This is a genomic window from Pseudovibrio ascidiaceicola (genome assembly GCF_900114245.1).
Taxonomy (GTDB): Bacteria; Pseudomonadota; Alphaproteobacteria; order Rhizobiales; family Stappiaceae; genus Pseudovibrio; species Pseudovibrio ascidiaceicola.
The window spans coordinates 356,064-370,152 of the sequence record NZ_FOSK01000004.1 but is presented as its reverse complement, the minus strand read 5'-3'; the positions used below and the strand labels follow the sequence as shown (position 1 = coordinate 370,152).

Sequence of the window (14,089 nt, the reverse complement as noted above, 5' to 3'; positions counted from 1 at the left end):
GATTTATGCTTAAGAGAAGCTTAATGGGACGTGAGGGAAGTGTAAAAAGCAAAGAACACCGAAGCGTTCACTCCGGTGTTCTTGCTTGGAAAATAAACTCAAATCAATAAAAAAACTAAACCAGAAAAATTAAGCCTTAGGCCGGTTCGTTCTCTTCAACCTGTTCATCTTCCATCGGATCATCATAGCAGAAGCGTGTGCAAGCAGAGCTTTCCACGTCATTCAGGATGAACTTAAGGAGAGAGGAGAGGTTGTCCAATTGGCTCTCATCGATGTCACCGAGCAGCGCATGAGCTGCTTTTCGGCGTGCTTCAGCCACTTCAACGGCTTTACGCTTACCGCGAACGGTCAGTTCGACCATAACTTCCCGGCCTCTGCGGCGCAGACGTCGGACCAACCAGTCTTTCTCAAGACGATCAATCAGGCGCACGGTTGCGGAATGGCTTAAACGAACTTCTTTCGCAACTGTACCGATGGAGATGGCCGGAGAGCGTCGCATAATAAGAAGAGCCGCGACGGCACTTGTTGAAAGATCTCCGTAAGCATCAACACTCGCATCTTCAAGTGCTGTACTTACTGCGGAAAGTTGGTCTGCAATATGATTGGTTCTCATCATAAATTAAATCTCTAAAATACTATCCTGACGATTCTGACTTAGCGTCATTAGAGTTAATCCTAAAACTGCAATTTAACAAATGCAAGTTTAATAAAATTGAAAATAATAAGTATTTCGAAACCATGCAACCTGCAAAATCAATAAAAACCGCCGATTTGGTCCCTGATTATTAGCAGGTTGCAATTATCCATAAATTATTTTTGATCACCTATTGCTTAGGGGATTGGGGCGAAACCGGCAATGGGCAGGTCGCACCTGTGCCCGAAAGGCCACAGTATCCATCTGGATTCTTTGCCAAATATTGTTGGTGATATTCTTCAGCGTAATAGAATACGTCGAGAGGACCGATTTCCGTGGTAATCCCTGCGTTTTTGCCGATTTCCTTAAGGGCATCCTGATAAGACTTGGCTGTTTCTTTAGCCGCCTCAATATCTGCCTCACTCGTCAAATAAAGCGCAGATCTATACTGTGTCCCCACATCGTTGCCCTGCCGCATTCCTTGCGTTGGGTCGTGACGCTCCCAAAATACCTTCAAAAGTTGTTCCAGAGAAATTTCTTCTGGATTGTAGACCACTTTTACAATTTCGGTGTGACCGGTCTGACCAGTACACGTTTCGTGGTAGGTCGGATTCTTTGTTGCACCACCTGCAAAGCCAACAGCTGTTACATACACACCCGGCAGTTCCCAGAAGGCGCGCTCCGCACCCCAGTAACATCCCATGCCCACATAGAGCTCTTTCATCCCTTCAGGATAAGGCCCATTCAGATCATGACCATTCACGAAGTGCTTTCCGGGAGTCATGATTGGTGTATCCCGGCCTGGCAGCGCTGTGCCTGTATCCGGCATTTTAAACTTGTTTGAGAGCATTCTGAGAAACGACATATTCACTTACCTGTAAGAACTCTGCATCACAGCAGGGTTGTGCTGATGCGACGCCGCTTGTCGCCATACCATAGCATAATTAAGCCGAGAGGTCCGAATATAACCCACGGCGGCATCAGCAACAGGCTTTGAATAATCGGATCCCAGAGAAGAGGGCTCACGTACCGCTGGATGGCCGCCTGGGATGCATTGAGCGTTTCTGGTGACAGATCAAACCAGATCAGTCCCAGTGGTGAAGAGGTCCAGCTGGAGGTCGCAATGCTTTTAGTGGCATCCACGACAAATGAGACCAGCGCTATGGCGACAAACCACACACCTATAAAACGCAGTAAAAATCCAACCACGTGTCTGCTTCCTTTTTCTGTCAGCTATCTTTTAAACTCGCAATGAGCCTGCGTGTATCCACAGTACCTCATGCAATCTAAGGTGCAACCTATCAGAACAAGCATGCCAGACGCTCTTAAATTCCAGTCAAAACTGCGTAATGGATTGTGATTGAATACGTGCAGACAGGCAGAAAAATGCCTTTGTTTTCATTCTGGTTCCACAGAGTGGGGATACATGGCAAAAAAATCGAAAAGACCTCTTGCGCCCCCCAATAGTTTTGCATATACCCCCTCTCACGCCGCCGGGAACACTCGGTGAGCGGAATGCGGAGAGGTGGCCGAGTGGTCGAAGGCGCACGCCTGGAAAGTGTGTAGGCGGGGAACCGTCTCCAGGGTTCGAATCCCTGTCTCTCCGCCATTACCATTTCTTTTCCCTTACATCTCAGTTGCTTAGTAGACACTTTGTCCAGCTCATTTGAGTTGGTTGGACAATTATCTGTTCTCGTCTTGTGCTTTCAGGCTTCCAATTGCCTGTGTTGCTAAGCGCTGTTGATCAGCTGCCGCTGTATAGATTGTCAGCTCCTTCAGGCTTTGGTGTCCTGTCAGAGCTTTAATCACATCTGCCGAACATCCTGCTTCTGCCAGTCTTCGTGCAGCTGCCTTGCGCAAGCCATGGGGAGAGCAGTTAGATAACTCTGCTTCTTTCACCCTGTCTCTGAACCAATTCCCAAAGCCTGCCACTGTGAATGGCTTTCCGAACTCGGTAACGAGGAAAGTCATATTCGTCTTTGGGGTTTGTGAAAGTGCTTGCTGGAGGATGCCATGCAGCGGGATCATCAGCGTTGTTCCTGTTTTCTGCTGAGTGACCCTCAAATTATTTCCCGAAATATGCTGCCAGCCCATGCTTACGACGTCTGAGCGCCGTTGTGCTGTGTAGAGAAGCAGAGTGAGCGCAAGATGTGCCTTGGTGCCTTCTGGGTGCTTTTGTATGAACTGTTCGATCTCTTCCTCAGTCCAGCTGTGAAAGCCGTCTGTCTTTTTCTTGAAGCCTTTCACGCCCCGCGCTGGATTATTGGCGATCATTCCCAGATCCATAGCAACGTCGAGCAGGATCTTCAGAAGAGATAGAACTCGATTTGCAGCCTGTGGCCTATCTTCCATTTCCCCGAGCAGCTTCTTGATGTGCCTGCGTTCCATACGGCGAATTGGAAGTTTGCCGATCCTTTCTCTGAGCTTTTCGATAACACCGCGATAAGTAACCTTGGTGCTATCTCGCAAGCCGAGAAACTCAGGAGCGCGATAGTAAGCAACGCAGAGCGCATCAAAGCTTCCTGGCTTGGTGCGTTCTGCGGCGATGTTAGTGCATTGTGTCTTCACACCTTCCAAAGCGCCGTAATACTGGCGCATGAAATCATCGCCGTAGGGTGTGCCAGTCAGATAAGTAGAGAACCCAGATTTGCGGAAACGGACACGGCGGGTGCCGTGCCTGTCTTTGTTCCAGCTACAATATTGGGGCAACCCGCTTCGGTTTCGTCTCATAGAAGGTCATCCCAAGGATTTGGTCTATTGTCATTTGCCTCTTGCTTGAGAGGCTCCATGATAATCTCTTGAGTTTCTGGACGGATCGTGACGCGCAGCTGTTCTGGGGCAATGCCAACTTTCTCGGCGGCTTTATAAGCTCTCACAACATCTGCTTGTTTAAATGGAACTGTTTGACGTGCCATGCTTGCTCCTATGCTGAGTAGCCGCTGAGGCGAGCGCGTACGCTTGGTTCTGCTGGGCCTGCTGCCAGCACTGCGGCACCAACTTTCAGGTTGTCGCTTGCAGTAGTTGTGAGGCGCTTTTCAATTTCATCCCAATAAAGAGGCTCACCTTGTGCAACTTGTTCACTGTCAGTCTTAGGAAGCTCAAACACTCCCTGCATGACTGTCTCAACATCCTCTCCGGAGGCCGCATTGGTCGCGACCACGCCAAATAGAGAGCCAACTTGCAGACCATCGCCACTGGAAACGTCATGTGGGGCAGTCAATGTGATGGCAACGCCATCTTGAATGTAATTCCTCATGTGCAATCTCCGCGCCTAAGCGCCTTTACTTGAAATGATACGAACCCGACGAACTGTGCGACCTTGGCTTGCTGCAATTTTCCTGTTCAGGTCTGCGAGCGCTACGGCCATTTCGCTGTCAGATTTATAAGTGACTTCATCGCGACCGAAGCGAACGGTTTTGACACCCTTAGCTCTCGTCTTTTCCAACTTGTCACGACGGGTAATAAGCTCTTCCAGGCTAGTCATCACTTGCCCTCGTTCATTTGCCATCCGCGCCAGTCGCCAAAGCAGGCACCGAAGTCGAGACGGACTTTGATCTTGATGCCATCAATCTCAAATCCGGCTTTGGTTTCGGTCTGTGGTCCTGGCTCACCTTCCAGATAGGCATATTCCAAGCCGTCCATCTGGCTGTGGCTGGTTGCCAGATACCAGCGATCGGGATTGTTAAAGCGGCCTTCCACGACCATTCCCAGATCAGAGAACGGGTTCACATCGTCGATGCGGTTTGGTGTGATCTCGGCAAGGAGCTTCTGTGCCAGTGTCTCCAGCTCGGCTGGAATAATCAGATGGCGAGGGGAGAGGTTGAGACGCTTGCCAGACAGGCTCACCTGGTGGCGCAGTGCCTGACGCAATACGGAGAGTGTCTCAATGGACGGCTTGCCTTTGGTTTGTGCAAGGTTGCGATGGCCTTCATGGAAAACTGGATTACCGTCTCCCATCTTTGGCCCTTTGCCGCCATTCATCTCCAGCAGCTTGATAAAAAACTCCGCTTCAAAGTCTGCTGCTGCAATGCCTAGTCTGCGTGGCAGGTCATTCAAGGCTCCAAGGTCATCGTTGATGAGCGCTTGGCGGGTGATGCCGATCATTCGCCCGAAGGTGTCGATCTTGAAGCTTTCAGCGCTCTCGCTCATGGTGCCGTGTTTGTATTCACCATGCTCGTTGAGCTTCTCCAGATCGGGAGCTTCAGAAAGAATAATCCGGTGCTTTGCGCGGAAGTCTTTCACGGTGGTTTGCCGTGCCAGCTTCTTCAAAGCGCTTGGCACACTGTCATAGGATTGGCGCAGTGTCCGCCCAACGGTGTTTCCCATGATGAGGGGAAAGTCACTGGTGGAATGCAGCGCACGAGAGACAATCGTTGCCTGGGAAAGGGCCGTGGTTGAAACATTGGCATTGCGCAGGCAGTCACGAGCCATCTCCGGAATAGACATTCCGATGAAATCGCGGGCGCTGTCCTCTGGCTTATGGGTTGGGTCAATGCGCGTCATCATGGCGTCAGACATGCGTTCTGCGCGTGTATGCGGATCGGTGTGATCTGCGAGAATTTGCACCGACTGCGTCCGGATCGGCGGTGTTGTCCGCTTCTCTGCCTCCGTAATTGCGGCGGCTCGGATCTCATCCAGTGTGGATGTGCTGTCGATCTGGCTATCAGTCCACTCAGTGGTCAGGTTCAATGTCCCTGCGATAGAGCGGATCTGCTGGTTGCGTTGTGCCAAGTCTGGCGTGGGTGTTTTGGGTGGTTCTGGTGAGTTGGGTTGGTTCTCCGTTGGCATCGCTCTGATCCTTGCGTCCGGGTCCGCTGGCACACTGACAAAGCTAACTTCTCTTGGTTTGAACTGGGTGATGGTGCGAATGGAGCGTCCGGTGTCCGGATCTCTGCTGTCCGCCCATTTCTCAACCTGATAGCCGATGGAAACGCCTGTAATCATTCCCTCGCGAATGTCCGCAATCACGGGGTTGGCGCGGCTGTCAGATGTAAACTTGATGGTGACGAGGATGCAGCCGTTGTCCGCTCGTGCTGCTGTCACGGTGCCAAGCACTGCACTCAGGCTATCCTGGCGATGGCTATCTAAAACTGGCAGGCCGATAAAGGCCTCCGCCGTGGTGGCTGTCGGGTCCAGTCGCTCAATAAAGGCGCCACGGTCCACGCTACCAAAGGCGGTGGCAGTTGCCTCGACGGTCCGCTGTTTTTCATCGAGGCTGGAGGATTTGAAAGTCAGATCACGGGTGAGGAAGGCGGGGGCATTCATGCAGCTTTTCCTTCAGTTGAGGGAGCGGGGTTGGTGCCAGCGGACATCTGTTGACCAATACCCCGCTCCCTGTCTGTGTCGCGTTTGCGCTCCTCGTCGATTTCCTCGACAGAGAAGCCGCGCTGCGCGACAACCCGGGTCCGGCTGGTCAGTCCGTTTTCAATCTCGATAACTGCGGCTTTGGCGTCTTTTTCTGGGTCGACCCAAGGCCATGCGGGTGGCAGGTACTCGGCGGCGTGGAAGGCCTCCGGCTCTGCGGAATAGGCGCCTAGATCCAGCGTTCCGCGTAGGGCCAGCAGTCCCACAAAACGCTCATAGATCGGCTGTAGGAACTGCTTGACCAGAACAAGGTGCTGGATGCTCTCCACCTTACGGCGGAACTCAAGCAGGGCCGCGCGGCTGGAGGAGTAATTGGAGTTGGAATAGTCGCCTGTCAGCTGCTCGTAGGTGATGCCAAGTCCTGCGGCCATGGCTCTCAGCTGCCACTGGATGAAGGCGGGGAAGTCTTTCACGTCCGGCAGGTTGGGGAATTCGATGTCTGATCCCGGTGGCAGGAAGTGTAGCGCTCCCGGCTCCATGCCTGTTTCTAAAAGGCCATTCTTTTGCTCACCATCGAATGGATTGGCTTGTCCGTTGACGTCTCTCACAAAGCCAGCAAACAAAGCCGCAACCCGTTGGCGTTCCAACTGGGCGTCTTCGTAGCTGTCCAGTGATTGAGCGCGAAGCAGGACAGGAGAGAGCCATGAAAGGCCGCGCACTTGTCCTGGCTCCAGTGGCACAAACACATGCAACATATCTTCAGCAGGGACGCGGATGTGTCCAAGGTTTTGTAGTAGAGCGGTGCCACGGCGGCGGGGCAGAACGTGGTAGGCGATGCGTCTGCCGTCTGCATCAAACTCGACGCCTGCGAAAATGTGGCCTTTGCCTTCCAGCTCGCGGAACAACGTAGCGTCCACCATGTCGGCGGGAATGAGCTTCAGCTTTAGGTCAGTTCCGGTCTGTACCAGCTGGACGAAGCTTTCACCCTTCACCACAATCTCGCGCATCAACTGGGCCTGCAGGCCGTAGAAGTCGTGCCGACCTTCAAAGTCGCAAGTCTCCAGCCAGCGTTCATGGGCTTTCTGGATCTTATCGCGGATGGTGTCTGTTGGGAATTTGGGGCGGGTGACGATGCCAGCGCCGATGTAATTGGCAACAAGGCCGGAGACAGCGGCGTGTCCCCATGGGTTGTTGGTGGAAAGCGCAACCCCGCGCTCTTGAATGGTCTTTGATCCGGCTGCGGTTGCCTCGGAAAGATTGCCGATCCCCGCGATGCCCTGCCACCTGTGCCCCCGTCCAGCTGCCTCCAGCCCAATCATCCGGGCGACAAGGTTCTGAAGGCGTTTTGCAAGTGGGCGGCGGGGCTGGATCATAATGCCTTATCCTCTCTGAGGGCCGTAAAGGCCGGTCATGACTTCATTGAGAATCTTGGCGGGGTTTACGACCATGTAGACTGAGGGCAGCTCATCAGGCTTTGGCAGGGTGCCTCCGCCGTAGGACTGCAGATCCCAGCCATTTTCATTGGTGATGAGGAAGAGAGGTTCAGTTGCAAAGCCGTGAGAGCGGGTGGCCAGTCCCTCAATAAATTTCAGGATTGGAGTGATGATGTCATCAAAATGGGTGACAGGAACGCCCATCCGGCTCAGATGCGCTGCAAGGGTAATGTGAATTGTATCGCGCTCGGAAAATGCTCTCCAGCCGCTTTTGGTGTGGCCGTCTTCTGCATCTAGTTTCAGCTGTCCGCGTGTCAGCCAGTTGCGTAGAGTGATCTTTGAGATTTTGCTCACTTCCACGACAGCGGCGAGTTTGTGTCTGCGCTCGTTAAAGCGAAGGAGTGCTCTCTGTTCGTGTTGTTTTGCAAGACCAACGACCTGCATGCCGTCCAGGTACTTCTGGAGCTCTTCCTGAGAAAACCCTGAGAGGTACTCCAGATAAGTGCGCTCGTCGTCAGCCAGAAGAATATCCAGTGTCTCTTGCTGTTCCTGACTGAGGCCCTTGCGGAGAGTTTCTGCTGTCTTGCTCATTTGATCACCCATTAAACTCATTGACTGCATTTTGCTTCAGGCGCCATCTCCTGTCAATAAATAATTCAATGAATTATTTTATAGTGTCTCACAATCCTTCAGTGCGGAGGCGATGAGGGCGTAGTCGGGGTCTAGGTGTCCGGCTACTGTCATTTCTTCGAGGAAGAGGCGGAGTTTGGTGATTATGCCGGTGAGGGTTGGGGCCGGGGTGTCGATGAGGTGGTGGTAGGTGGTGGTCACTGCATCGCTGTAGGGGCGCAGGAGGGCGTCCTCCTCGGCAAAGCTGGCGGATTTGGGGATCTTCAGCTCGCAGTAGTGCTGGCAGGCGGTTTTGTAGCGCTCTGCCAGTTCGGGGAGGGGATCGTGTGGGGCGGCTTTGGCGCTGGGTGTTGCCACCACAGCAATGCTGGCGAGGCTTCCGGTCAGCACCGCGCGGCGGTCCGGGTTTTGGGCGCACTTCTCCCGTTCGCGAAAAAGGTCTTTCATCGCGTTCTCCATGATTGATATAAAAGTTGTATTTTGATAAAATCTATCAACTTCAATACGAAGTCAATATAAAATATCAATATTGGAGAAATGTATTGACTCCAGCACAGTGTCGGGCTGCCAGAGCACTCATAGGAATGTCGCAAAAAGAACTTGCTTCAATGGCTAACGTTGGAGCGCAAACTCTTGCTGACTTTGAGCGTGGTGCTCGAGTACCAAGGATCAACAATCTGAATGCTATGCAGACCGCTCTAGAGGAAGCTGGAGTGGAGTTTATTCCTGAAAATGGTGGTGGTGTAGGGGTGAGATTGAGGAAATAGCGTTATTCGGTTGCGTTGAGATAACATGAAGTTGTACAAGAAAAGATAGTTATACTTTATAATTTAAGCAAAGGTATGTGTCGTCAAATGACATATCAAGTGATGCGGAAAGTAAACCTATTAAAAAATAAGAAATTGAATAGCTTAAGGAAAGCTGCAAGCGAGTCGGTCGATGAGTTTTCGGGTATCTTTCAAAGTGATCAAGATTATCCCTCTGTTGATAGTGAATTTCAAATAAAAGCGAAACTGACGACAAGCCAGTGTATCGAGACTTGGAAAAAAGATTGGTTGGGGCATCACAATTACGGCAAGCATGCGTCTAAAGACTTGAATCTAGATTGGGAAGAGTACTGGAAATCAGCGGATGGTAATAAAGAGAGGTTTTTATTAAGCTTGTTTTACAACAATGGTGCAGCGGATATTCTTGCTGCGCTTTGTCTTATTCGCGTTAAAAAACACGCTGTTACAATCTATGTCGCAGAAGGAAACCCTGACGACACCCATTTGCTTAAAGGATATGTAACATTGATTTTGCTTGATATCGCGGATCGATTTGCCCATTATATGGGTAAGTCAAAGATAAGGCTAGAAAAGCCAGCTAATGACAAGTTGATACAGTACTACGTTCAAGAATTTGGGTTCTCTTATGATGCTCAAAATGAGTACTGTGAACTGGAGAGATGAGATGACTTTGGCTTGCTATAAAAGTTCAGCCAAACTTGAGAGGAAGACAAAAGCAGTCAAAAGGGTCCTTGTTCGCGAGACAAATGCGCCGACCAAAGCAAAAGGTCGCTTTGCCGCTCTCGCTAAAGAAAAGGGTCTCAAGTCTCTTAAGTTTGATGGCGAAGAGCGTAGCGGTTCAAGTGCGTCTGCCAAGATGTGGCTTGAAGCATAAACTCACTATGTCCTTATTCTTTTTAATGCCGCTCAAAAATGGGCGGCATTATTCATTTGAGAACTTGAGTTATTCGAGAGATGCAACCGAAGCTGCATCTCTCTAGAGTGACCTTAGGCGGCGGGAGGAATTTCCGCGTATCGTTGACCATTTTTGATCTCTGAGATCCGTCCAGGATTCACGTCATAGTCCGCAGCGATCCTATTCAAGAACTCACCCTGATGAATGCGTTTCTTGATCATTGGAATCTCACAAATTGGAATTCTGCGAGATGGTGTACGAACTGCCTTAATTGGCCCGTTGTGATTGATCATTATTTACCTCTTACGATCAATATCAACAGAGTCATCTTGCTAACAGGCAACAAACCAGCTACACAAATATGTAGTGGGGTTTACCTTTAAGGGCTCGCGATGACTCTCGGTTAGTGCGAACCTCGCCCCGACTAACAACGACTCAGAGTGGCCGCTCTGGGTCGTTTTGTCGTTTCGACACCAATATTTCTAAAAGTGATTTTCAGATATTACAAGTCATTAGGGCGTAACGGTAAGCGGTTATGTCCCCATATCTACCCTAAAAGAGGGTATATATGTAAGAGAATACTACTAGATGAAAAAGAAGAAAGTTATTTTAAATCAATGACTTGTTGCTTTTTTTGAGGTTTTCCCCGAAAATAGTGGAAATCGCAGTCCATTAATTGTCTGTTAATCTTTGAGGGTTGCCGTGTGTCAACCTACTACGATTGTTAGTCAAGATATTTCGATCTTACTATTACCTTTCCATAATAATTCTTGGGGTTTTGATTCGTTTGGGATTTATTCTTTGGCTTTTCTTGTAATGCCTTAATAGCCTGCTCCGCCCTCACACCACTCGCAGCCAACCCATGCAACGCAGCACTGGCATACACCCGACAATCCAGCGGCTCATTCCGTACCCCGCTATCGGCCACCCATTTGATTTTGGCAACACCGCCCTTGTACACCCGAACGGGCTTTTCGGCGGTGATGCCGCGGAAGTAGTCCAGATCTCGCCCCTCCGGAAAATGGCAGTAACCCGCACTGGCGGTTTCTATGCGTAACCGTGAAATCAGCGTGTGTTTGAGGCTGTCCACGCCCACAATGTAAAGCGGGGCCAGCTGACCTGCCTTGAGCTTTGGCGGGCGTTTGGGCCATGCGGGAATGCCCGGGCCACCGCGCCCTTTGATCGCCCACACACGGCGGTTTTGGCGTGGTTGCACATACTCCATCACATTGGGCGTTCTGTGCCCGCCGCTGTCGATCGCCACGGCTGAAATGGGCAGAGGGGGCACGTCTCGTACGTGTGGGTAGCGCTTCAACAGCACTGCATCCAGCTGCTGCCACACTTCCGGAAACGCCGGATCACCCCAAAGCACCTGATAGTCCAGGCTCCAGCTTTCCTCCCCTTTGCCCCAGCCAACAATCTCCAGCTCCAGTCGGTCATCCTGCGTATCCACGCCCGCCGTGATCAGCGCCACCTCATCCGGCAGGATCTCGCCAAACGGCTCACACCGGCTCAGCAGACGCTCCGCCTCAATCGGTGCCGTGTCGCGGTCCTCATAGGCTTCTCCCAGCCGTGTGTTGACGAAGGTTTGCAGCCGTGGCGGATCGCTTTTGACGGTGAGAAACTCCGCTGCCATCTCGCCCCACGTCTCAAACGGAGAATACAGCCCGGGTAACCAAAACCCCGCCGTGCGGCCATCGCCATCCTTGGTCGCCTGCCACTGACCTTGCGCCAGCATTTTCAGCTTGTGCCGCTCCTCAATCGGCTCGCCGCAATGCTCACAATGCAGTGTTGCTTTCAGCGGTTCCCCCTCCGGCCACTTGATCCGCGCCCACGCAATCACCTGCATAGCGCCGCAGTGCGGGCAGGGCACGAAGAACTTGCGTTGATCGGATTCCGCATAAGCCTTTTCAATGCGCGACACACCGGAAAGGGTTGGCGTGGAACACAGATAAATCTTCTTCTTGCCTGCATAGGTCGCCGTGCGCCGGATCGCCAGTTCCACCGGATCGCCTTCACCATCTGCATCCACCGGATAGCCGTCCACCTCATCCAGAAAAATATAGCGCACGGGTGTTGAGCGCAGACCCGTTGGGGCGTTCGCTCCCGTCATCACCAGCTCACCGCCCACAAAGCTTTTCATGGCGATGGTGTTGCCTTTCTCGCGGGTTTTGGGTGCAGCCACCTTGGCCTTGAGGGCTGGCGTGTCGCTGATGAGCGGATCTATACGCGTGCGGCTGTTGCGCTTGAGCATATCCAGCGAAGGCATCACCAACAACATCATTCCTGGCGCGTGGTCGATGACATAGCCGATCCAGTTGAGCCCGGCCTCCGTCTTGCCCACCTGCGCACCCGCCATAAACACCACCCGCTCCACCTGGGAGGCGGTGGACAGGCAATCCATGATCTCGCCCAGATACGGCACACGCTCGGTTTTCCATCGCCCCGGCTCAGCACTGGTGGGTGGCAGCTGGCGATAGGCGTTGGCCCACTGGCTGACGGTGAGCTGTCGCTCCGGTGCCAATGCCTCGCGCCAGATTGCGTCTGCCCATGAGGCGGTGGTGGTGGCGAGGTCAGACATTGGCAAGATCCTCCAGCGGTGTTTGCGCAAGGTCGGCGAGGTGATCACGGACGAGGCGATCAAGGATGGCGTAGGTTTCTCGCGGATCGCTGCCCAGCTCGGCGGAGAGGGTGGAGGCAGCGCGGCTCGCCCAGCCCATCCACGCATCCCGCTCCGCCCTGGCGCGTTCAAAGATCACCTTCTGGGCGGCGTGCTTGTCGATGATGTTGCCAAGCTCCCGTTCCAGCTCCAGCTTTGCCAGCTCCGCCTTGATGCGCTCCAGCTCGCCCTTTGGGGTGAGGGGTACGTCCTCCGCCAGCGACTTGCGCTTGGTGGCGCTGGTGTTGGCAACGTACCAGGCTTTGCCGAGCTTGATATCAACCCGCCCGTTGCCCAGTGTGGGCAAGCCTTCCTTGATGAGCTGAGAGATGCGGCCCCGGGACACGCCGAGAATTTCCGCGAACTGGGCCTTGGTGGCGGTGCGTTGCTCCGGCTCGGCAACCTGCCCGAAAATGCTGATTTGTTGCTCGCCCGAGCTATGCGCTGACTGCATGGTTTAGGCCTAAATTCCTCTCTAAACTGCTGTTGCGTTTAGGCAATTTCAAATCGATCTGTAGCCAGAGCCCGGGGTGTTGCACCCCCGTACTGAGCATTGGTGGGAAGGACCCAACCTAGCCTGCCCCCGCCAGCTGCGGATCGATCCAGCCTTCCGGCGGGGTGGTTTGCTGTTGGTGCGTTGCTGGTGGATGGTATGGGGCGAGCTTGGGCGTGATGTCTTGGCCTGCTTGCAGAAGATATGCTTTGGCAAAGACCTTGGTGTCTACCATTCCTCCAAAGCCTTTTCGGAATTGCTGCGGATGCAGTCGGTCGTGCTTGAGCTGCTGGTAGGCCGCTTGCACATGAGGCCAGATTGCGTCGTTGACGCTGACGAAATGCGACTTGGCAACCGGTGGCGCCTCGTGCGCGGGCGCGTGTTTTGTTATTTTTATTTTATTATTTGTTTTATTTTGCGTGCCAGCGGTGTCACCCTTTTCGGTCGGGTTTTGGCACTCTTTCTCGTCTGTTTTGTCACCTTTTGGGGTATAAAAGGTGTCAGGCGTGTCCCCCTTTTCTTCGTAAATAGTGTCAGTGGTGTCACCTTTTACGGAGGCCAAAACCAGCTCGTAAACGTTGGAATTACCTCTGCCGGTTTTCCGCGTAATGGTGATGTAGCCAAGCATTGAGAGCTTCTTGATGGCGCGTTTTGCGGTTCTTGGGCTGGCGTTAGCTTCTGCGGCGAGTGTTTCCATGGACGGCCATGCTCTGCCGGATCTAGCGTTTATGTGCTCGCATAGGATGATGCCTACGCGGACATCATTTGCAGAGAGGTTGCGGTCCTTGGTGATGGCAACGCACCAGTTCTGTTTGTCAGAGTACTGCACAGCGAAAGAACTGGCCTGAGAGGGCTTGGCTTGGATTCTGGTGATGTTGCTCACTGGATCACCTCCAGCGCTTTGGCGAGCTTCAGAAGGCGTTCGCTGGCTTCCTCTTTCTCGACCAGAAACGTCTCTGGATTTGACCTGCGGCGGGTGCCAATCCTACGCACTTCATGGGCGATGGATTTCAGCTCTTGCGGCACGTTCAGAGAGGGTGTTTGCAGGCTGTTCATGGCCGCTTCCTCCCCTCTGAGAAGGGAGAAAAAGGGGCTGGTCGTTTCGAGAAAAAGTCTAATAGTTTCAGTGGGGGTGTTGCCGAGGCTGGGCAAACTAAAGCATTGATTTCAAGTCGACAGGTTAATCCCTGTCTCTCCGCCATTAATTCCCCTGGAAATCAGAATAACTCAAAGCTATCTGGCAGTTTTTCTGC

The 14,089-nt window shown here is 52.6% G+C and carries 19 protein-coding genes and 1 tRNA gene; 4 read left to right on the top strand and 16 right to left on the bottom strand.

What is annotated here, in order from left to right; translation table 11 throughout:
• Positions 1–136: 136 nt before the first annotated feature.
• The 3 genes from BM231_RS10310 to BM231_RS10300 all read right to left on the bottom strand — a co-directional run bounded on the left by BM231_RS10310 (position 137) and on the right by BM231_RS10300 (position 1,843).
• Positions 137–616, bottom strand: coding sequence for a MarR family winged helix-turn-helix transcriptional regulator (locus tag BM231_RS10310; protein WP_063286691.1), 480 nt, complete (start codon positions 614–616; stop codon positions 137–139).
• A 208-nt stretch (positions 617–824) separates the two neighbouring features.
• Positions 825–1,499 (bottom strand): peptide-methionine (S)-S-oxide reductase MsrA, encoded by a 675-nt coding sequence (gene msrA / locus BM231_RS10305; protein ID WP_208860254.1) that lies wholly within the window; start codon positions 1,497–1,499, stop codon positions 825–827.
• A 26-nt stretch (positions 1,500–1,525) separates the two neighbouring features.
• Complete coding sequence (locus BM231_RS10300; RefSeq protein WP_208860253.1) at positions 1,526–1,843, bottom strand: hypothetical protein; 318 nt, start codon at positions 1,841–1,843, stop codon at positions 1,526–1,528.
• Positions 1,844–2,153: 310 nt separating this feature from the next.
• Here BM231_RS10300 and BM231_RS10295 point away from each other — a divergent pair.
• Positions 2,154–2,243: transfer RNA gene (locus BM231_RS10295), tRNA-Ser, on the top strand.
• A 74-nt stretch (positions 2,244–2,317) separates the two neighbouring features.
• Here BM231_RS10295 and BM231_RS10290 read toward each other — a convergent pair.
• The 8 genes from BM231_RS10290 to BM231_RS10255 all read right to left on the bottom strand — a co-directional run bounded on the left by BM231_RS10290 (position 2,318) and on the right by BM231_RS10255 (position 8,448).
• Positions 2,318–3,364: a site-specific integrase gene (locus BM231_RS10290; protein ID WP_093519039.1), complete on the bottom strand. Its 1,047-nt coding sequence runs from the start codon at positions 3,362–3,364 to the stop codon at positions 2,318–2,320.
• The gene (locus BM231_RS10285) at positions 3,361–3,549 is read right to left on the bottom strand and encodes a hypothetical protein (RefSeq protein WP_093519037.1); all 189 of its coding nucleotides are present in this window, start codon (positions 3,547–3,549) and stop codon (positions 3,361–3,363) included. The genes BM231_RS10290 and BM231_RS10285 overlap by 4 nt, the downstream gene beginning before the upstream one ends.
• 8 nt (positions 3,550–3,557) lie before the next feature.
• Positions 3,558–3,890 (bottom strand): DUF2190 family protein, encoded by a 333-nt coding sequence (locus BM231_RS10280; RefSeq protein WP_093519035.1) that lies wholly within the window; start codon positions 3,888–3,890, stop codon positions 3,558–3,560.
• A 15-nt stretch (positions 3,891–3,905) separates the two neighbouring features.
• Positions 3,906–4,118: a phage head-tail joining protein gene (locus BM231_RS10275; RefSeq protein ID WP_093519033.1), complete on the bottom strand. Its 213-nt coding sequence runs from the start codon at positions 4,116–4,118 to the stop codon at positions 3,906–3,908.
• Positions 4,118–5,899: a prohead protease/major capsid protein fusion protein gene (locus tag BM231_RS10270; RefSeq protein WP_093519031.1), complete on the bottom strand. Its 1,782-nt coding sequence runs from the start codon at positions 5,897–5,899 to the stop codon at positions 4,118–4,120. The genes BM231_RS10275 and BM231_RS10270 overlap by 1 nt, the downstream gene beginning before the upstream one ends.
• Positions 5,896–7,311 (bottom strand): phage portal protein, encoded by a 1,416-nt coding sequence (locus tag BM231_RS10265; RefSeq protein ID WP_093519029.1) that lies wholly within the window; start codon positions 7,309–7,311, stop codon positions 5,896–5,898. Before BM231_RS10265 ends, BM231_RS10270 begins: the two co-directional genes overlap by 4 nt.
• Before the next feature lie 6 nt (positions 7,312–7,317).
• On the bottom strand, positions 7,318–7,962 hold the full coding sequence (locus BM231_RS10260; RefSeq protein WP_139226351.1) for a hypothetical protein: 645 nt from the start codon (positions 7,960–7,962) through the stop codon (positions 7,318–7,320).
• Positions 7,963–8,040: 78 nt separating this feature from the next.
• Positions 8,041–8,448: a hypothetical protein gene (locus BM231_RS10255; protein ID WP_139226350.1), complete on the bottom strand. Its 408-nt coding sequence runs from the start codon at positions 8,446–8,448 to the stop codon at positions 8,041–8,043.
• A 26-nt stretch (positions 8,449–8,474) separates the two neighbouring features.
• Here BM231_RS10255 and BM231_RS10250 point away from each other — a divergent pair, with 26 nt between their 5' ends.
• The 3 genes from BM231_RS10250 to BM231_RS10240 all read left to right on the top strand — a co-directional run bounded on the left by BM231_RS10250 (position 8,475) and on the right by BM231_RS10240 (position 9,663).
• A complete protein-coding gene (locus BM231_RS10250) occupies positions 8,475–8,768 on the top strand; it encodes a helix-turn-helix domain-containing protein (protein ID WP_244527157.1) in 294 nt (97 codons plus the stop codon).
• Positions 8,769–8,855: 87 nt separating this feature from the next.
• A complete protein-coding gene (locus BM231_RS10245) occupies positions 8,856–9,452 on the top strand; it encodes a hypothetical protein (protein WP_093519021.1) in 597 nt (198 codons plus the stop codon).
• 1 nt (position 9,453) lies between these two features.
• Positions 9,454–9,663, top strand: a complete 210-nt coding sequence (locus tag BM231_RS10240) for a hypothetical protein (protein ID WP_093519019.1) — start codon at positions 9,454–9,456, stop codon at positions 9,661–9,663.
• Between the two features lie 113 nt (positions 9,664–9,776).
• On the opposite strand, the gene BM231_RS26860 is transcribed toward BM231_RS10240, so the two are convergent.
• From BM231_RS26860 to BM231_RS26945, 5 genes are all read right to left on the bottom strand, one after another.
• The gene (locus tag BM231_RS26860; RefSeq protein WP_139226349.1) at positions 9,777–9,977 is read right to left on the bottom strand and encodes a hypothetical protein; all 201 of its coding nucleotides are present in this window, start codon (positions 9,975–9,977) and stop codon (positions 9,777–9,779) included.
• A gap of 431 nt (positions 9,978–10,408) precedes the next feature.
• Positions 10,409–12,265 carry a phage terminase large subunit family protein gene (locus tag BM231_RS10235; protein ID WP_093519017.1) on the bottom strand — a complete coding sequence of 619 codons (1,857 nt, stop codon included), beginning with the start codon at positions 12,263–12,265 and terminating at the stop codon, positions 10,409–10,411.
• Positions 12,258–12,797 carry a hypothetical protein gene (locus BM231_RS10230; RefSeq protein ID WP_093519015.1) on the bottom strand — a complete coding sequence of 180 codons (540 nt, stop codon included), beginning with the start codon at positions 12,795–12,797 and terminating at the stop codon, positions 12,258–12,260. The genes BM231_RS10235 and BM231_RS10230 overlap by 8 nt, the downstream gene beginning before the upstream one ends.
• Positions 12,798–12,915: 118 nt before the next feature.
• Entirely contained in the window at positions 12,916–13,719 is an 804-nt protein-coding gene (locus BM231_RS10225; protein ID WP_093519013.1) for a helix-turn-helix domain-containing protein, read from the bottom strand.
• Positions 13,716–13,892, bottom strand: a complete 177-nt coding sequence (locus tag BM231_RS26945; protein WP_159437959.1) for a hypothetical protein — start codon at positions 13,890–13,892, stop codon at positions 13,716–13,718. The genes BM231_RS10225 and BM231_RS26945 overlap by 4 nt, the downstream gene beginning before the upstream one ends.
• Positions 13,893–14,089: the final 197 nt, after the last annotated feature.